General features: G+C 66.3%; 17 protein-coding genes and 1 tRNA gene. 17 read left to right on the top strand and 1 reads right to left on the bottom strand.

Features of this window, described 5'->3' with window-relative positions; genetic code table 11:
- Positions 1–113 precede the first annotated feature (113 nt).
- On the top strand, positions 114–1,391 hold the full coding sequence (locus LRR16_RS19085; protein ID WP_232206815.1) for a hypothetical protein: 1,278 nt from the start codon (positions 114–116) through the stop codon (positions 1,389–1,391).
- A gap of 11 nt (positions 1,392–1,402) precedes the next feature.
- Here the strand turns inward: LRR16_RS19085 and LRR16_RS19080 are convergent, their stop codons facing one another.
- Positions 1,403–1,927: a hypothetical protein gene (locus tag LRR16_RS19080; protein WP_006577034.1), complete on the bottom strand. Its 525-nt coding sequence runs from the start codon at positions 1,925–1,927 to the stop codon at positions 1,403–1,405.
- A 131-nt stretch (positions 1,928–2,058) separates the two neighbouring features.
- On the opposite strand from LRR16_RS19080, the gene LRR16_RS19075 reads away from it, so the two are divergent.
- From LRR16_RS19075 to nuoH, 16 genes are all read left to right on the top strand, one after another.
- A complete protein-coding gene (locus tag LRR16_RS19075) occupies positions 2,059–3,306 on the top strand; it encodes a branched-chain amino acid ABC transporter substrate-binding protein (RefSeq protein WP_232206814.1) in 1,248 nt (415 codons plus the stop codon).
- Between the two features lie 196 nt (positions 3,307–3,502).
- Positions 3,503–3,772, top strand: a complete 270-nt coding sequence (gene rpsO, locus LRR16_RS19070) for a 30S ribosomal protein S15 (protein WP_006577035.1) — start codon at positions 3,503–3,505, stop codon at positions 3,770–3,772.
- Positions 3,773–4,291: 519 nt separating this feature from the next.
- Positions 4,292–6,463 carry a polyribonucleotide nucleotidyltransferase gene (pnp, locus tag LRR16_RS19065; protein ID WP_064573098.1) on the top strand — a complete coding sequence of 724 codons (2,172 nt, stop codon included), beginning with the start codon at positions 4,292–4,294 and terminating at the stop codon, positions 6,461–6,463.
- Positions 6,464–6,677: 214 nt separating this feature from the next.
- Positions 6,678–7,688, top strand: a complete 1,011-nt coding sequence (locus tag LRR16_RS19060) for an NAD(P)H-quinone oxidoreductase (protein WP_232206813.1) — start codon at positions 6,678–6,680, stop codon at positions 7,686–7,688.
- 157 nt (positions 7,689–7,845) lie between these two features.
- Positions 7,846–8,130: a hypothetical protein gene (locus LRR16_RS19055; RefSeq protein ID WP_232206812.1), complete on the top strand. Its 285-nt coding sequence runs from the start codon at positions 7,846–7,848 to the stop codon at positions 8,128–8,130.
- 165 nt (positions 8,131–8,295) lie between these two features.
- A complete protein-coding gene (gene tpiA, locus LRR16_RS19050) occupies positions 8,296–9,036 on the top strand; it encodes a triose-phosphate isomerase (protein WP_006577039.1) in 741 nt (246 codons plus the stop codon).
- Positions 9,037–9,081: 45 nt separating this feature from the next.
- On the top strand, positions 9,082–9,450 hold the full coding sequence (gene secG / locus LRR16_RS19045; protein ID WP_064573103.1) for a preprotein translocase subunit SecG: 369 nt from the start codon (positions 9,082–9,084) through the stop codon (positions 9,448–9,450).
- 199 nt (positions 9,451–9,649) lie between these two features.
- Positions 9,650–9,734 (top strand) — tRNA-Leu (locus LRR16_RS19040).
- A gap of 169 nt (positions 9,735–9,903) precedes the next feature.
- On the top strand, positions 9,904–10,263 hold the full coding sequence (locus LRR16_RS19035) for an NADH-quinone oxidoreductase subunit A (RefSeq protein WP_006576543.1): 360 nt from the start codon (positions 9,904–9,906) through the stop codon (positions 10,261–10,263).
- A gap of 6 nt (positions 10,264–10,269) precedes the next feature.
- Positions 10,270–10,752 carry an NADH-quinone oxidoreductase subunit B family protein gene (locus LRR16_RS19030; protein ID WP_006156837.1) on the top strand — a complete coding sequence of 161 codons (483 nt, stop codon included), beginning with the start codon at positions 10,270–10,272 and terminating at the stop codon, positions 10,750–10,752.
- Between the two features lies 1 nt (position 10,753).
- The gene (locus LRR16_RS19025; RefSeq protein WP_006576544.1) at positions 10,754–11,353 is read left to right on the top strand and encodes an NADH-quinone oxidoreductase subunit C; all 600 of its coding nucleotides are present in this window, start codon (positions 10,754–10,756) and stop codon (positions 11,351–11,353) included.
- 19 nt (positions 11,354–11,372) lie between these two features.
- Positions 11,373–12,626 (top strand): NADH-quinone oxidoreductase subunit D, encoded by a 1,254-nt coding sequence (locus tag LRR16_RS19020; RefSeq protein ID WP_006576545.1) that lies wholly within the window; start codon positions 11,373–11,375, stop codon positions 12,624–12,626.
- Positions 12,627–12,792: 166 nt separating this feature from the next.
- Positions 12,793–13,293: an NADH-quinone oxidoreductase subunit NuoE gene (nuoE, locus tag LRR16_RS19015; protein WP_006576546.1), complete on the top strand. Its 501-nt coding sequence runs from the start codon at positions 12,793–12,795 to the stop codon at positions 13,291–13,293.
- 1 nt (position 13,294) lies between these two features.
- Positions 13,295–14,590 carry an NADH-quinone oxidoreductase subunit NuoF gene (nuoF, locus tag LRR16_RS19010; protein WP_053821438.1) on the top strand — a complete coding sequence of 432 codons (1,296 nt, stop codon included), beginning with the start codon at positions 13,295–13,297 and terminating at the stop codon, positions 14,588–14,590.
- A gap of 12 nt (positions 14,591–14,602) precedes the next feature.
- A complete protein-coding gene (nuoG, locus tag LRR16_RS19005) occupies positions 14,603–16,969 on the top strand; it encodes an NADH-quinone oxidoreductase subunit NuoG (RefSeq protein WP_064573104.1) in 2,367 nt (788 codons plus the stop codon).
- 30 nt (positions 16,970–16,999) lie between these two features.
- The gene (nuoH, locus tag LRR16_RS19000; RefSeq protein WP_023263596.1) at positions 17,000–18,064 is read left to right on the top strand and encodes an NADH-quinone oxidoreductase subunit NuoH; all 1,065 of its coding nucleotides are present in this window, start codon (positions 17,000–17,002) and stop codon (positions 18,062–18,064) included.
- The last annotated feature ends 38 nt before the right edge of the window (positions 18,065–18,102 follow it).

Below are 18,102 nucleotides of genomic sequence, written 5' to 3'. Positions count from 1 at the left end.
GAAGCAGGCCGGCAAGGACTCGACGATCATCGCGACCACGATTTGCCCCAGACGCATGGACACGGGTTTGGCGGTTTGGTGGCTGGTTTGTGACCCTTCGTTAAGGAATGTCGATGTCGTTGGCAGTCAGTGAATTCGCCATGCCATGCACGGTGTTGGATGTAGAACGGGTCAAGACCCTCGGGGAAACCGACAAGCAGCGCATCGCTCTGGGGGCGCCATTGATCATTGGCGATCGCTGTTATCGCTTCAACTGGGACAGGCAGTACGCCGCCCCCCGTCTGCAGTGTCTTTCCAATCAGCGTTCCACGCCGCGACGAAATCGTCGCGAAGAAAAGGTGCTGACCGACAGCCTGGCGGGGCAATTGCGCCTGGGCCTGGTCAGCGCTGTCGATCTGGACCGTTTGCATCCGTATCACACCGTCGGCCGGAATGCGGCGCTGGAACACGTCGCCGCGGGTGGCCTGCTGCAAGCGCGTGGGCGCGCCTGCTCCAGGCGCTTCACCGTCGTCGTGGATCGGCACGGCAAGGCGGCGTGGACGACGGTCAGCGAGTCGCGCTGGCCCGCGTTGAAGGCCCTGTGGAACTGGCTTCGCTGTCTGGGGCGCCAGGGGCGACGGGAGTGGCGGGACGAACGGCAGTTGCTGCAGGAGCTCCGCTGCCTGCTGCCAGCGGATCAGGTCAAGGCGCGGCGCGAATCGATCGAGGCCGGCCGCTCGAACCTGATGCGCGGGCTCGACCGGCAGAATCCGGCCGACGTTCAGGACAACTTTCGCGGCCGGATTGCCACGCCCGAGGGCGTCATGCAATTCCTGCGATACGACGAAAAGGCGTTGGAGCGCTTCGACAATGACGCCAGAACCGTGCTGCACCATGTCGCGTGCGACCCGAGGCTTGCCACCGGCCCGGTGCTCGATTCGCTGTTCATGAAGATCGCGATCGAGGCGCTCGAATGCCGCGGGGCCGGTGTCGCCAACGCGCGACCGGGGGCGGCAGAAGGGGGAGAGACCACCCCGCGCATCTTCGCCTCGGACTACGACGGGAATACCCCGGTCCACCTTGCCGTACTCCATGGCGACAAGGCATCGGTGCTGCGCTTCCTGCGGCAGGCGGCAAAGACGGACTCGGACAATGCAGGAGGCGCGGGCCCGCGTTTTGCCGAGCGACGCAACCGGGCCGGACAGACGATATGGGATTGCGCGCAGGCCAGGGTCAAGGCCCGGCGGGCTGATGCCTGGGTGCTCGACATCGTGCGCGAGCACGGTGGCGAGCCGCCGGCAATCCAGGACAGTGCGATGGAACTGGAGCCGGCCAGGGGCATGCCGGGGTGCTCGCGCAGCCGGCTGACGTCACTGCCCACGTCGCCAGCAGGGCGGCATGGGCGGCATTAAGGGCGCGATGCCTAGCGGATCGTTTCCCGCGGATCGGCCAGCGGGTCGGGCGTGATCTGGGTCTGCCGCAGCACGCCGGCATCGTCGAAATAGAAGTGGAACAGCGACGGCCAGTTTTCTTCGTGCAGGAAGCGGTACGACCAGACATCGCGGCGCATCAGCGGGAAGTACTGCGTCGGCTCGCGCGGCAGGCCGAAATGTTCGGCGACGTCGCGCTTGGTCCAGGTGCCGATCCGCGCCTTGTACAGCTCGGTGGTGGTCAACATCTGGCGGAAGCGCGTCAGCTTGCCGCTGGTATCGAAGTCGGCCGCATAGGCCTGACGCCCCAGTGGCTGCTTCGAATAGATCCAGCGCACGGTGCCGTCGTCGAGCCGGAAGATGTCGGTCGGCTCGCCGAAGGTCGCGCGCACCGTGCTTTCCGGCGCGCCGATCAGCTTCTGCGCCTCCTGTACCGGCTGCAGGATGACGCAGGCCGTCAACAGCACGCCGGCGGTGCCGAGCGCCAACCAGCGGCCAATGCTCTTCAGTGCTTTCATTGCGAACCTCGGTCCTTCATTGCCACGAAATAGCCGCAGTGTAGCGCCGCAGGCGCCGCATCGCACCGCCGGCGCGATTGCAAGGCGGTGAGCGCTGGCTTACCATGCAGCGCTTTCGCGGAGATCGATCGATGGTTGTGAAGGGGTGGCTCGGGGCTTGCCTGTTGGCCCTCGCGGCGGGCGTTGCGTCGGCGCAGGAGCCGATCCGGCTCGGCATGATCGACGGACTGTCGGGTCCGTTCGCCAATGCCGGCGAAGCGGTGGTGCGCAACCTGCGGCTCGCGATCGACCGGGTCAACGCGCGCGGCGGCGTCCGCACCGCCGAAGGGCAGCGCCCGCTGGAGCTGGTCACCTTCGACAGCAAGGGCAATGTCGACGAGAGCCTGATCCAGTTCCGTGCGCTGGTGGACCGGCGCATCCCGTTCGTGCTGCAGGGGAACAGCTCGGCGGTCGCCGCGGCGCTGGTCGGCGCGGTGAACCGGCACAACGCGCGCCAGCCCGAGGCGCGCGTGCTGTTCCTGAACTATTCCGCGGTCGATCCGGCGCTGACCAACGAGAACTGCAGCTTCTGGCATTTCCGCTTCGACGCCGGCGCCGACATGCGGATGGAGGCGCTGACCGAGGTGATTCGCGCCGACGCCAGCGTGCGCCGCGTCTACCTGATCGCGCAGGACTACAGCTTCGGCCATCAGGTCTCGCGGCTCGCGCGCGACATGCTGGCGGCCAAGCGGCCCGACGTGAAGATCGTCGGCGACGAATTCCACCCGATCGGCAAGATCAAGGACTTCGCGCCGTATATCGCGAAGATCAAGGCCAGCGGCGCGGACGCGGTGATCACCGGCAACTGGGGCAACGACCTGACGCTGATGGTCAAGGCGGCGCGCGAGGGCGGCCTGGGCGCCAAGTTCTATACCTTCTACGGCAATGGCCTCGGCGCCCCGGCCGCGATGGGCGATGCCGGCGTGGGCCGCGTGCTGGCGGTGGCCGAATGGCACCCGAACGTCGGTGGCGCCGCCTCCGATGCCTTCTACCAGGCCTTCCGCAGCCGCTATCCCGAGCCGAAGGACGACTACGTGCATCTGCGCATGCAGATGATGATCGAGATGCTGGCGAGGGCGATCGAGCAGGCCGGTTCCACCGATGCGGTCAAGGTCGCGCGGGCGCTGGAGGGCATGCGTTACGTCAACGACTTCCACGACGCCACCGTGCGCGCGGATGACCACCAGGTGCTGCAGCCGCTCTATGTGTCGATGATGGAGCGGCAGGGCGGCGAAGTGCGCTTCGACAACGAGGGCTCCGGATACGGCTTCCGCACGGTCAAGCGGCTGAAGTCGGCCCATACCACGCGGGCCACGACCTGCAAGATGGAGCGTCCCTAGCCCCGGCAAGGCGCCGCCCGGCCGCTTTTGCCCGGCAACTCCAGTTGCGCTATAATGCGCGGCTGTCGTTCAGGCGGCACTCGCGGTAACGCGGGCGCGCCCGGCGGCAAGGCAGTGTGCGGCGCAAGCCGCATTTTTCTCCCGCACGACGTTCGCGGCCCTGGCGCTGCAACGTTCGCAAGTGAAAGGAAACATCATGTCCGTAGCCGATATCAACAAGTCCGAAGTCATCAAGCAGTTCGCCCGTGGCGCCAACGACACCGGCAGCCCCGAAGTCCAGGTCGCTCTGCTGACCTCGCGCATCAACGAACTGACCCCGCACTTCAAGGCCAACATGAAGGATCACCACAGCCGCCGCGGTCTGCTGCGCATGGTGAGCCGTCGTCGCCGCCTGCTGGACTACCTGAAGTCGAACGACGCCGATCGTTATCGCGCGCTGATCGAGAAGCTGGGTCTGCGCAAGTAAATTGCGCCAGGCTGCTCGGATCGGGGAAGGGACGAGGATGGCGATGCCGATGCCGGCATGGTCGGCAATGTCGGTCCTCGCACCGCACGCCCCGGCGTGACGCCAGGATGCCTGCGTCAGCACTGCTGATGCAGGCATTTTGTTTTTGCGCGGCCGATCGGCCGTGCCGGCGAATGCCGGCAATCCGATTGCGCCGCGGGTGGCCGGCCAGGCCGGACACCGTTGCCGTTGCACCACGATGTGCAACGGAGTAAGTTGAATCGTTCTTTTCATTCATGACACCGGAGTCCGGCAAGGAACCAGGGCTTTGTGTCATTCCAGCGCCTCATCGGATATCGGCAGCGATCGTTTGGCCTTGATCGCTGCGGCGACCGCGGTGACGCGCTGGAATGGCATAGCACTTCCCTGCGACCGCGCCTGACAGCGATCCGGCAGCAATGCCCGCGGCTGCATCACGCGGGCGCCGGCACGCCGGCGGGCTTCCGGCCCGTCGCCGTGCAAGCACAAAGGGGAACGCTCATGTCCATGTTCAACAAGGTCGTCAAGCAATTCCAGTGGGGCCAGCATACGGTCCGCATGGAAACCGGCGAAATCGCCCGCCAGGCCGGCGGCGCGGTGCTCGTCGATGTCGAGGACACCGTGGTGCTCGCCACCGTGGTGGCCGCCAAGCAGCCCAAGCCGGGCCAGGATTTCTTCCCGCTGACGGTCGACTACATCGAGAAGACCTATGCCGCCGGCAAGATCCCGGGCGGCTTCTTCAAGCGCGAGGGCCGTCCGTCGGAGAACGAGACGCTGACCTCGCGCCTGATCGACCGTCCGCTGCGTCCGCTGTTTCCGGAAGGCTTCTATAACGACGTGCAGGTGGTCGTCCACGTCGTGTCGCTGAACCCCGAAGTGCCGGCCGATATCCCGGCGCTGATCGGTGCCTCGGCCGCGCTGGCGGTCTCGGGCATTCCGTTCAACGGCCCGGTCGGCGCCGCGCGCGTCGGCTACCAGAACGGCCAGTACCTGCTGAACCCGACCCGCAGCCAGCTGGCCAGCTCCGAGCTGGACCTGGTGGTCGCCGGCACCGAGCGTGCCGTGCTGATGGTCGAATCGGAAGCCAACCAGCTGTCCGAAGAGGTGATGCTGGGCGCCGTGGTCTACGGCCACGAGCAGATGCAGGTCGCGATCAACGCGATCCACGAGCTGGTGCGCGAAGGCGGCAAGCCCGAGTGGAACTGGGCCCCGGCGCCGAAGAACGAGGCGCTGATCGCCAAGGTGGCCGAGGTCGGCTCGCCGCTGCTGCAGGAGGCCTATCAGATCCGCCAGAAGTCGGCCCGCTCGCAGAAGGTCAAGGAAGCCTACGCCGCGGTGGAGGCCCGTCTGGCCGAGGCCGGCGTCGAGTTCGACAAGGTCGAGGTCGGCAACATCCTGTTCGATCTGGAAGCGAAGATCGTCCGTGGTCAGGTGCTGGCCGGCGAGCCGCGCATCGACGGCCGCGACACCCGCACCGTGCGCCCGATCGAGATCCGCTCGTCGGTGCTGCCGCGCGCGCACGGCTCGGCGCTGTTCACCCGCGGCGAGACGCAGGCGCTGGTGGTGGCCACGCTGGGCACCAAGAGCGACGAGCAGATCATCGACGCGCTGGCCGGCGAATACCGCGATCGTTTCATGCTCCACTACAACATGCCCCCGTTCGCGACCGGCGAGACCGGCCGCGTGGGTTCGCCCAAGCGCCGCGAGATCGGCCACGGCCGCCTGGCCAAGCGCGCGCTGATTCCGGTGCTGCCGGCCGAGGACGAGTTCGCCTACACGATCCGCCTGGTGTCGGAAATCACCGAGTCGAACGGCTCGTCGTCGATGGCTTCGGTCTGCGGCGGCTGCCTGGCGCTGATGGACGCCGGCGTTCCGGTCAAGGCGCACGTGGCCGGCGTGGCCATGGGCCTGATCCTGGAAGGCAACAAGTTCGCCGTGCTGACCGACATCCTGGGCGACGAGGACCACCTCGGCGACATGGACTTCAAGGTCGCGGGTACCGACAACGGCATCACCGCGCTGCAGATGGACATCAAGGTCCAGGGCATCACCAAGGAAATCATGCAGGTCGCGCTGGCGCAGGCCAAGGAAGGCCGCCTGCATATCCTGTCGAAGATGCAGGAGGCGATGGGCCATGCGCGCACCGAGCTGTCGGAACACGCGCCGCGCATGATCACGATGAAGATCCATCCGGACAAGATCCGCGAGGTGATCGGCAAGGGCGGCTCGACGATCCAGGCGCTGACCAAGGAAACCGGCACGACCATCGACATCCAGGAAGACGGCACGATCACGATCGCGTCGACCTCGACCGAGGGCATGGCCGAGGCCAAGCGCCGCATCGAGGGCATCACCGCGGAAGCCGAAGTGGGCAAGATCTACAACGGCACCGTGCTGAAGCTGCTGGACTTTGGCGCCATCGTCAACATCCTGCCGGGCAAGGACGGTCTGCTGCATATCTCGGAGATCGTCAACGAGCGCGTCAAGGACATCAAGGACTGGCTGAAGGAAGGCCAGCAGGTCCGCGTCAAGCTGATCCAGGCCGACGAGAAGGGCCGCCTGCGTCTGTCGCTTAAGGCGGCGATGGCCGAGGAGGGCGGTTCGATCGCTCCGCTGGCCAACGCCGAAGCGCCGGCGGCGCCGGCCGAGCCGACGGGCGGCGAGCAGCAGTAAGCGCGCTCGCGTCGTCCCCGCGTACGCGGGCACGGCATGACTTCTGCCCGCTTGCCGGGCAGCGTGCAAGAAACGGCTGGGCGATGCCCGGCCGTTTTTTTGTTTACACTGCCGCCAGTCCCTCAGGGCAAGCGCGCCAGTTCGCGCTTTCTTTTTTCCCCTTTCCGCATCCCAGCCGCGCACCACGCGCGGTTTCCAGTTTCAAGGAGCCAGCATGCAAGCCATCGAGATCCGCGAATACGGCGGCCCCGACGTGTTGCAGTTGACCGAGCGTCCCGATCCGGCGCCCGGCCCCGGTGAAGTCCTGATCCGCGTCGCCGCGGCCGGCATCAACCGGCCCGACGTGTTCCAGCGCACCGGCAACTATCCGGTGCCGCCGGGCGCGTCCGACCTGCCGGGACTCGAGGTGGCCGGCGAGGTCGTCGGCGGCGACCTGTCGCATCCCGACAATCGCTTCGGCCTGAAGGTCGGGGACCGCGTCTGCGCGCTGGTGCAGGGCGGCGGCTACGCGCAGCTGTGCACCGCGCCGCTGGCGCAGTGCCTGCCGGTGCCGCAGGGCTTGAGCGATATCGAGGCGGCGGCCTTGCCCGAGACCTTCTTCACGGTGTGGAGCAATGTGTTCGACCGCGGCTATCTCGGCCGCGGCCCGCGCGGCAAGGAAGAAACGCTGCTGATCCAGGGCGGCTCCAGCGGTATCGGTACCACCGCGATCCAGATCGCGAAGGCGCTGGGTCACAAGGTGTTCGTCACCGCCGGCAGCGACGAGAAGTGCCGCGCCTGCGAGGAGCTCGGCGCCGACCGGGCGATCAACTACAAGACGCAGGACTTCGCCGCCGAGGTCAAGGCGCTGACCGGCGGCCGCGGTGTCGACGTGATCCTCGACATGGTGGCCGGCCCGTATCTGGCGCGCGAGCTGTCGTGCATCGCCGACGATGGCCGCATCGTGATCATCGCGCTGCTCGGCGGCGCCAAGGCGGAGATTCCGCTCGGCGACATCCTGCGCCGCCGTATCACCGTGACCGGCTCGACGCTGCGGCCGCGCCCCGCCTCGTTCAAGGGCGAGATCGCGCGGGCTCTGCACGAGCATGTGTGGCCGCTGCTGGCCAACGGCAGCATCAAGCCGGTGATCCACCAGGTCTTCCCGGCCGCGCAGGCCGCCGACGCCCATCGCCTGATGGAGTCGAGCGAGCACGTCGGCAAGATCGTGCTGACCTGGCAAGGCTGACGGCCAAAGCGGCCGGGCGATGGCTGGCCGCTTTCTGTCGCATGCGCGCCCGGCGGGGCAGAAGTTGAAATCGGGGTGGCAACGAGACAGTCCCGGCGAGTTGGCGGCGAATACTTCCTTGGCCATACCGGCATCGGTCACTACCAAGGAGCTCGCCATGCAGACCAATCGAATCGCACCCCAGACCATTCGCCCGCAACTGTCGCCGTCGGAGGACCCCGGCGCGCTGACGCAGCAGGATATCGACGAGTTGACCGCGCTCGTCCAGCCCGAGCTGGAGCGGGCGGGAACGTGGCGGGGCTGGCTATGCTGTTGCCTGCGCTGCCTCTTTCCCTGTATTTGCTGCGTCGAGGCCTGTCGTTCCTACCGCGTGTCGAAGAGGGTGATGGAGCGGATGGAGGCGCGGGCCGCGGCGCAGGCACCGGCACGCCTGGCCCCTTGAGCGCCGGCCGTTGCCCGGCGTCAGGCTGGCGGGACGTGCCGCGCCGCCGGGCTTCAGCGCGATCGCGCCTGGCGGTGTGACGCGACGGCGCAGGGTATCGCGCGGTCGTAGCGCCCGGGTACTCAGCGCGGTACAATTGCGGGTTTGATTTTGAGAGGCGCTTTCGTGAGACAAAAGCTCGTCATCGGCAACTGGAAGATGCATGGCAGCCTGGCTGCCAACGAGGCCCTGCTGAACGGTATCAAGGCCGGCGCCCCGTCGGGCGCGAGCCTCGCGGTGTGCGCGCCGTTCCCCTACCTGGCACAGTGCCAGGCGTTGCTGGCGGGCAGCCAGGTCGCCTGGGGCGCGCAGGACGTGTCGGCCGAGGCGCGCGGCGCCTTCACCGGCGAGGTGGCGGCATCGATGCTGGCCGAATTCGGCGTCAGCTACGTGCTGGTGGGCCATTCGGAGCGCCGCACCTACCATGGCGAGAGCGATGCCGCCGTGGCCGCCAAGGCGCTGCGGGCCCTCGAATTCGGCATCGTGCCGGTGATCTGCGTCGGCGAGACGCTGGCGCAGCGCGAAGCGGGCGAGACCGAAGCCGTGGTCGGCCGGCAACTGCAGGCCGTGCTGGAAGCGCTGTCGGTGGAGCAGCTGAGCCGCGTGGTGCTGGCCTACGAGCCGGTCTGGGCGATCGGCACCGGCAAGACCGCCAGCAAGGAGCAGGCCCAGGCCGTGCACGCCTTCCTGCGCAGCCAGGTCGCCGCGCGCGACGCCGGCGTGGCGCAGCGCATGGCGATCCTGTACGGTGGCAGCGTCAAGCCGGACAATGCGGCCGAGCTGTTCTCGATGGCCGATATCGATGGCGGGCTGATCGGCGGCGCCTCGCTCAAAACCGAAGATTTTCTCGCGATCGGCAACGCCTGATGCCGGCCGCACCGACCGTCTGAATCAGGCAAGCGAATCGAATCCATGGCAATTTTGAAAACTCTATTGATGGTCGCGCAGGTGCTGTCGGCACTGGGCGTGATCGGGCTGGTGCTGCTGCAGCACGGCAAGGGCGCCGACGTCGGCGCGGCGTTCGGCTCGGGCGCCTCGGGCAGCCTGTTCGGCGCCACCGGCTCGGCGAACTTCCTGTCGCGCACCACGGCAATCCTGGCCACGCTGTTCTTCGTCTGCACGCTGGCGCTGACGCTGCTGGGCAACTACCGTCCGTCCGCCTCGCTGGGCGTGATGGGCGCCGCTCCGCAGACCGCTCCGGCCCCGGCCGCCTCGATGCCCGCGGCGTCCGCGCCGGCCGCCGCGGCATCGGCCCCGGCCGCGCCGGCCGTGCCGAAATAATCCGGCATTCGCGCCCGGGATTGCCGAACATTTTGCACTTGTGCATTGAACAAAGTGGCGATCATGGGTTAGAATGCAGGGCTTGAAACGATTCCCCAGCGACGGTTCCTGGCAGCGCAGCCAAATAGCAAAAATGGCCGCAAAACCAGCGTACCGAAGGGCTTGAAACCCGGCGCCAGGCAATATTGTTTCTCCCCCAGCCGACGTGGTGAAATTGGTAGACACGCTATCTTGAGGGGGTAGTGGCGAAAGCTGTGCGAGTTCGAGTCTCGCCGTCGGCACCAAACAACTTGATCGGAGTCTGCTCCCGGGCAATGCCCCGGTGAGGGGCTCCGGCAGTCCGCAAGGCGGCGCCGTGATGTCTGCGCAATGGCGTTGGGCGCTTGGGGTGGGCAACAGGACGCCGCTTCAGCTGGTGCTGTTGACAACATTCCAGATAAGGCTGGCCGTACCTTGAATCTCGAAGCCTATTTCCCCGTTCTCGTCTTCATCATCTTCGGCGTGGTGCTCGGCCTCGCGCTGATGTCGATCGGCCGGATCCTGGGTCCGAACAAGCCCGACGCCGCCAAGCTCTCGCCTTACGAGTGCGGCTTCGAAGCGTTCGAGGACGCGCGCATGAAGTTCGACGTGCGCTATTACCTGATCGCCATCCTTTTCATTCTGTTCGATCTCGAAACCGCTTTCCTTTTCCCGTGGGGCGTCGCTCTGCAGGACATCGGCTGGCCGGGTTTCATCGCCATGGGCGTGTTTCTGCTGGAATTCATCGTGGGCTTCGTCTACATCTGGAAAAAGGGCGCGCTCGATTGGGAGTGATGTGAAATGGCAATCGAAGGCGTTCTGAACGAAGGCTTCGTCACGACTACCGCTGACAAGCTGATCAACTGGACCCGCACCGGGTCGCTGTGGCCGATGACGTTCGGCCTGGCCTGCTGTGCCGTGGAAATGATGCATGCCGGCGCCGCGCGCTACGACATGGACCGCTTCGGCGTGATTTTCCGCCCGTCGCCGCGCCAGTCGGACGTGATGATCGTGGCCGGCACGCTGTGCAACAAGATGGCTCCCGCCCTGCGCAAGGTCTACGACCAGATGGCCGAGCCGCGCTGGGTCATCTCGATGGGCTCGTGCGCCAATGGCGGCGGCTACTATCACTACTCGTATTCGGTGGTGCGCGGTTGCGACCGGATCGTGCCGGTCGACATCTACGTGCCGGGCTGCCCGCCGACGGCCGAAGCGCTGATCTACGGCATCATCCAGCTGCAGAACAAGATCCGCCGCACCAACACCATCGCGCGCAAGGGTTGACATGGCCAAGCTCGATACCCTGAAGTCCGCGCTGGAGAAGGCGCTCGGCAATCGCATCGGCAAGCTGGTGGAGTCGTTCGACCAGCTGACGCTGATCGTCAAGGCCGACGACTACCTCGAAGTGGCCCGCATGCTGCGCGACGATCCGTCGCTGCGTTTCGAGCAGCTGATCGACCTGTGCGGCGTCGACTATTCCACCTATGGCGACGGTGCCTGGGACGGTCCGCGTTTTGCCGCGGTCACGCACCTGCTGTCGCTGACGCATAACTGGCGCCTGCGCGTGCGCGTGTTCGCGCCGGACGACGACATGCCGGTGATCCCGTCGCTGATCGACGTGTGGAACTCGGTCAACTGGTTCGAGCGCGAGGCGTTCGATTTCTACGGGATCATCTTCGAGGGCCATCCGGACCTGCGCCGCATCCTGACCGACTACGGTTTCGTCGGCCATCCGTTCCGCAAGGACTTCCCGGTGTCCGGCTATGTCGAGATGCGCTACGACCCCGAGCAGAAGCGCGTCATCTATCAGCCGGTCACGATCGAACCGCGCGAGCTGACGCCACGGGTGATCCGCGAGGAAAACTACGGCGGCCTGAAGCACTGACCGGCACTGAGAACCCGCGATGGCAGATATCAAGAATTACACCCTGAACTTCGGTCCGCAGCACCCGGCGGCGCACGGCGTGCTGCGCCTGGTGCTGGAGCTGGACGGCGAGGTGATCCAGCGCGCCGATCCGCACATCGGCCTGCTGCACCGTGCCACCGAGAAGCTGGCCGAGCAGAAGACGTGGATCCAGAGCGTGCCGTACATGGACCGTCTCGACTATGTGTCGATGATGGCCAACGAACACGCCTACGTGATGGCGATCGAAAAGCTGGTCGGCATCGACGTGCCGATCCGCGCGCAGTACATCCGCGTGATGTTCGACGAGATCACGCGCCTGCTGAACCATCTGATGTGGATCGGTTCGCACGCGCTGGACGTTGGCGCGATGGCGGTATTCCTGTACGCGTTCCGCGAGCGCGAGGACATGTTCGACATGTACGAGGCGGTGTCGGGCGCGCGGATGCATGCGGCCTACTATCGTCCGGGCGGCGTCTATCGCGACCTGCCTGACACGATGCCGCAATACAAGGCGTCCAAGGTCCACAACGAGCGGGCGATCAAGGCGATGAACGAGGCGCGCTCCGGCTCGCTGCTCGACTTCATCGAGGATTTCACCAACCGTTTCCCGAAGTACGTCGACGAATACGAGACGCTGCTGACCGACAACCGGATCTGGAAGCAGCGCCTGGTCGGCATCGGCGTGGTCAGCCCGGAACGCGCGCTGCAGATGGGCTTCACCGGCCCGATGCTGCGCGGCTCGGGGATCGAGTGGGACCTGCGCAAGAAGCAGCCCTACGAGGTCTACGACAAGCTCGATTTCGACGTGCCGGTCGGCGTGGGCGGCGACTGCTATTCGCGCTATCTGGTGCGGGTGGAAGAAATGCGCCAGTCCAACCGCATCATCAAGCAGTGTGTCGACTGGCTGCGCCGCAATCCGGGCCCGGTGATGAGCGACAACCACAAGGTCACGCCGCCGTCGCGCGTCGACATGAAGTCGAACATGGAAGAGCTGATCCACCATTTCAAGCTCTTCACCGAAGGCATTCGCGTGCCCGAGGGCGAGACCTACGCGGCGGTGGAACACCCGAAGGGCGAGTTTGGCATCTACGCGATCTCCGATGGCGCGAACAAGCCGTACCGTCTGAAGATCCGCGCACCGGGCTTCGCCCACCTGGCCGCGCTCGACGAAATGGCCAAGGGCCACATGATCGCGGACGCGGTGACGATCATCGGTACGCAGGACATCGTGTTCGGCGAGATCGACCGCTAACGACGTGCCGCCTCCGGACGACGATCCGGACCGACCGCGGCAAGCCGGCATGGGGCTCATGCCTGCGAGGACAACGCAGCGACGGCTGCAACTGATGCGGACCGCGCCACCGGCTGGCGCGTTTCGCTTGTAAATCGGCGCATTAGGCAACACCACGGCAACGACCATGCTATCAGCAGAAGCTCTCAAGGAAATCGATCGCGCGATCGCCAAGTATCCGGCCGACCAGAAGCAATCGGCCGTGATGGCGGCACTGGCCGTGGCGCAGGGCGAAGTGGGCTGGGTGTCCCCGGAAGTCATGGAATTCGTGGCCAGGTACCTCGACATGCCGCCGGTGTGGGTGGAGGAAGTGGCCACCTTCTACAACATGTACGACACCAAGCCGGTCGGCCGCTACAAGCTGGCCGTCTGTACCAACCTGCCTTGCGCACTGTCCGGCGGCGAACGCGCCGGCGAGTACCTGAAGCGCAAGCTGGGCATCGACTACAACGAGACGACCCCGTGCGGCACCTTCACGCTGAAGGAAGGCGAATGCATGGGCGCCTGCGGCGACGCCCCGGTGATGATCGTCAACAACACCCGCATGTGCAGCTTCATGAGCGACGCCAAGCTCGACGCGCTGGTCGACGAGCTCAAGGCCGAAGCCGCTGCCAAGGGGGACAAGTAATATGACCTGTCTGCACGACCGCCATATCCAGCCGCTGATCCTGGCCGGCCTGGATGGCAAGAACTGGCATCTGGAAGACTACGTCAAGCGCGGCGGCTATCAGCAGCTCAAGCGCATCCTGACCGAGAAGGTGCCGCCCGAGCAGGTGATCGCCGACGTCAAGGCCTCGGGCCTGCGCGGCCGCGGCGGCGCAGGCTTTCCTACCGGCCTGAAGTGGAGCTTCATGCCGCGTCAGTTCCCGGGCCAGAAGTACCTGGTCTGCAATACCGACGAGGGCGAGCCGGGCACGTTCAAGGATCGCGACATCATCCGCTACAACCCGCACGCGCTGATCGAAGGCATGGCCATCGGCGCGTACGCGATGGGCATCACCGTGGGCTACAACTACATCCACGGCGAGATCTGGAACGAATACAAGATCTTCGAGGAAGCCCTCGAAGAGGCGCGCGCCGCCGGCTTCCTCGGTGACAACATCCTGGGCTCGGGCTTCAGCTTCCAGCTGCATGCCCACCACGGCTATGGCGCCTACATCTGCGGCGAGGAAACCGCGCTGCTCGAATCGCTGGAAGGCAAGAAGGGCCAGCCGCGCTTCAAGCCGCCGTTCCCGGCCAGCTTCGGCCTGTACGGCAAGCCGACCACGATCAACAACACCGAGACCTTCGCCGCGGTGCCGTTCCTGCTGGCCGTCGGTCCCGAGAATTACCTGAAGATGGGCAAGCCGAACAACGGCGGCACCAAGATCTTCTCGGTCTCGGGCGACGTCGAGCGTCCCGGCAACTACGAGATTCCGCTCGGCACGCCGTTCGCGACGCTGCTGGAACTGGCCGGCGGCATGCGCGGCGGCAAGAAGCTGAAGGCCGTGATCCCGGGCGGCTCGTCGGCACCGGTGGTGCCGGCCGACCTGATGATGGCGTCCGACATGGACTACGACTCGATCGCCAAGGCCGGCTCGATGCTGGGCTCGGGCGCGGTGATCGTGATGGACGAGACGCGCTGCATGGTTCGTTCGCTGCTGCGCCTGTCCTATTTCTACTTCGAAGAATCGTGCGGCCAGTGCACGCCGTGCCGCGAAGGCACCGGCTGGCTCTACCGCATGGTGAACCGCATCGAGCATGGTGAAGGCCGCCAGGAAGACCTGGACCTGCTCAACAACGTTGCCGAAAACATCATGGGCCGCACGATCTGCGCGCTCGGCGATGCGGCGGCGATGCCGGTCCGCGGCATGCTCAAGCACTACTGGAAAGAGTTCGAATATCACGTCGAACACAAGCAGTGCATGGTTCCGGCCTACATCTAAGCGTGGCAGAACATGGTTGAACTCGAAATCGACGGCAAGAAGGTTGAGGTTGCGGAAGGCAGCCTGGTGATGGAAGCGGCCCGCAAGCTGGGCACCTACATCCCGCACTTCTGCTATCACCGCAAGCTGTCCATCGCGGCCAACTGCCGCATGTGTCTGGTCGAGGTCGAAAAGGCGCCGAAGGCGCTGCCGGCCTGCGCCACGCCGGTCACCGCGGGCATGAAGGTCTTCACCAACTCGGAGAAGGCGGTCAAGGCCCAGAAGTCGGTGATGGAATTCCTGCTGATCAATCACCCGCTCGATTGCCCGATCTGCGATCAGGGCGGCGAGTGCCAGCTGCAGGATCTGGCGGTCGGCTACGGCGCCTCCGAATCGCGCTACAAGGAAGAGAAGCGCGTGGTGTTCCACAAGAACGTGGGCCCGCTGATCTCGATGGAAGAGATGACGCGCTGCATCCACTGCACCCGCTGCGTGCGCTTCGGCCAGGAAGTGGCCGGCGTGATGGAGCTGGGCATGCTGAACCGCGGCGAGCATTCCGAGATCACGACCTTCGTCGGCAAGACGGTGGACTCCGAGCTGTCGGGCAACATGATCGACCTGTGCCCGGTCGGTGCGCTGACCAGCAAGCCGTTCCGCTACACCGCGCGGACCTGGGAACTGTCGCGCCGCAAGTCGGTGTCGCCGCACGACGGCCTGGGCGCGAACCTGATCGTCCAGTCCAAGAACCACCGCGTGATGCGCGTGCTGCCGCTGGACAACGAAGCCATCAACGAATGCTGGCTGTCGGACCGCGACCGCTTCTCGTACGAGGGCCTGAACAGCGCCGACCGGCTGACCCGGCCGATGATCAAGCAGGACAACCAGTGGCTCGAGACCGACTGGCAGACCGCGCTCGAGTACGTCGCCAACGGCCTGGCCGGCATCAAGCGCGAGCATGGCGCCGACCAGATCGCCGCGCTGGCCAGCCCGCACGCGACCGTCGAAGAGCTCTATCTGCTCGGCAAGCTGGTGCGCGGCCTCGGTAGCGACAACATCGACTTCCGTCTGCGCCAGTCCGATTTCTCGGCGAAGGTCGAGGGCGCGCCGTGGCTGGGCATGCCGATCGCCGACGTCTCGACGCTGCAGGGCGCGCTGGTAATCGGCGCCTCGCTGCGCAAGGATCAACCGCTGCTGGCCTCGCGCCTGCGCCAGGCCGCCAAGAAGGGCGCCCGCGTTGCCGTGCTGGGCGCCAGTCCCGAAGATCTGCTGATGCCGCTGGCGGCGCGCATCGCCGTGGCGCCGTCGGCCTGGGCCGCCGCGCTGGCTGGCGTGGCGCGTGCCGTCGCGGCTGCCAAGGGCGTCGCCGCTCCGGCCGGCACGGAAGGTTTCGACGGTGGCGCGCTGGCCGAGGCGGCCGCGCAGGCCCTGCTGTCGGGCGAGCGCCGTGCCGTCTTCCTCGGCAACGAGGCCGTCCGCCATCCGCAATTCGCCGCGCTGCACGCGCTGGCGCAGTGGATCGCCGACAGCACCGGCGCCACGCTGGGCTTCCTGACGGAAGCCGCCAACACCGTCGGCGCGCATCTGGTCGGCGCGCTGCCGCGCCAGGGTGGGGCCGATGCCCGCGCCATGCTCGAGACGCCGCGCAAGGCTTACGTGGTGCTGAACGCCGAACCCGAGTTCGACAGTGCCGATCCGCAACGCGCGCTGGCCGCGCTGGGCCAGGCCGGTACCGTGATCGTGCTGTCGCCGTTCCGCTCGGAGGCCGCGCTGCAATACGCCGACGTGATCCTGCCGATCGCGCCGTTCAGCGAGACCTCGGGCACCTTCGTCAACTGCGAAGGCGTGCCGCAGAGCTTCAACGGCGTGGTCCGCCCGCTGGGCGAGACCCGTCCGGGCTGGAAGGTGCTGCGCGTGCTGGGCAACCTGCTGGAGGTGCCGGGCTTCGACTACGAGACCGCCGAGTCGGTCCGAGACGAAGCGCTGGCCGACGCGATCGCTCCGCGCCTGAACAACCGCACGTCCGCCGCGATCCAGGTCGCCGCGCCGTCGGCCGATGGCGCCGTGCCGGCGATCGAGCGCGTCGCCGACGTGCCGATCTACCACTCGGACGCGATCGTGCGCCGTGCCGATTCGCTGCAGCTGAGCGCGGCTGCGCGCCGCGCGATGCAGGTGGGCCTGTCGGCCGACCTGTTCGCCGCGCTGGGCGTGGCCGCCGGCGATCCGGTGCGCGTCACGCAAGGGCAGGGCAGCGTGGTGCTGCCGGCCGTGCTGGAAGAAGGTCTGCCCGCCAATACGGTGCGCGTGTCGGCGGCGACGCCGGCCGCCGTCGGCCTCGGGCCGATGTTCGGCACCGTGCTGGTGGAAAAGGCGGTGGAACTGGCCCCGGTGGCCGCGGCTTAAAGAAGCGAATACGACAGGCGAGAGAGAAAGATGATCGATTGGATTACCTCGCAGGGACAGGCCGTCTTCGGTGGCGCATGGACGCCGCTGTGGATCCTGATTCGCGCCGTGGTCATCGTGGTGCCGCTGCTGCTGTGCGTGGCCTACCTGATCCTGTGGGAGCGCAAGCTGATCGGCTGGATGCACGTGCGGATCGGCCCGAACCGGGTCGGCCCGCTGGGCCTGCTGCAGCCGATCGCCGACGTGCTGAAGCTGCTGCTCAAGGAAGTGATGACGCCCTCGCAGGTCAGCAAGGGCCTGTACCTGATCGCGCCGCTGATGGTGCTGATGCCGGCCGTGGCGATCTGGGCGGTGATCCCGTTCCAGGCCGAGGTGGTGATGGCCGACGTCAATGCCGGTCTGCTGTATGTGATGGCGATCAGCTCGGTCGGCGTCTACGGCGTGATCCTGGCCGGCTGGGCCTCGAACTCGAAGTACGCGTTCATCGGTGCGATGCGCGCCGCGGCGCAGATGGTGTCGTACGAAATCGCGATGGGCTTCGCGCTCGTCACCGTGCTGATGGTGTCGGGCAGCCTGAACCTGTCGGCGATCGTCAACGGCCAGAACACCGGCTACTTCGCCAACATGGGCCTGAACATCCTGTCGTGGAACTGGCTGCCGCTGCTGCCGATGTTCGGCGTCTACTTCATCTCGGGCGTGGCCGAAACCAACCGCCACCCGTTCGACGTGGTGGAAGGCGAATCGGAAATCGTGGCCGGCCACATGATCGAGTACTCCGGCATGGGCTTCGCGCTGTTCTTCCTGGCCGAATACATCAACATGATCATCATCTCGACGATGACCGCGCTGATGTTCCTCGGCGGCTGGGCGCCCCCGGTCGACAGCGTCGTGACCAACGCGATCCCGGGCTTCTTCTGGCTGCTGATCAAGGTGTTCCTGCTGCTGTCGGTGTTCATCTGGATCCGCGCTTCGTTCCCGCGCTACCGCTACGACCAGATCATGCGCCTGGGCTGGAAGGTCTTCATTCCGCTGACCGTCGCATGGCTGATCATCGTGGCGATCTGGATGAAGTCGCCCTGGAATATCTGGCACTGAAATCGCCGCCGATCCCGGCCACGAAGCTGGCCGGGACG

The sequence above is a fragment of the Cupriavidus sp. UGS-1 genome (genome assembly GCF_021213615.1).
Lineage (GTDB): Bacteria > Pseudomonadota > Gammaproteobacteria > Burkholderiales > Burkholderiaceae > Cupriavidus.
The sequence above is the reverse complement of the archived record's forward strand: the minus strand, read 5'-3'. Positions and strand labels throughout refer to the sequence as shown.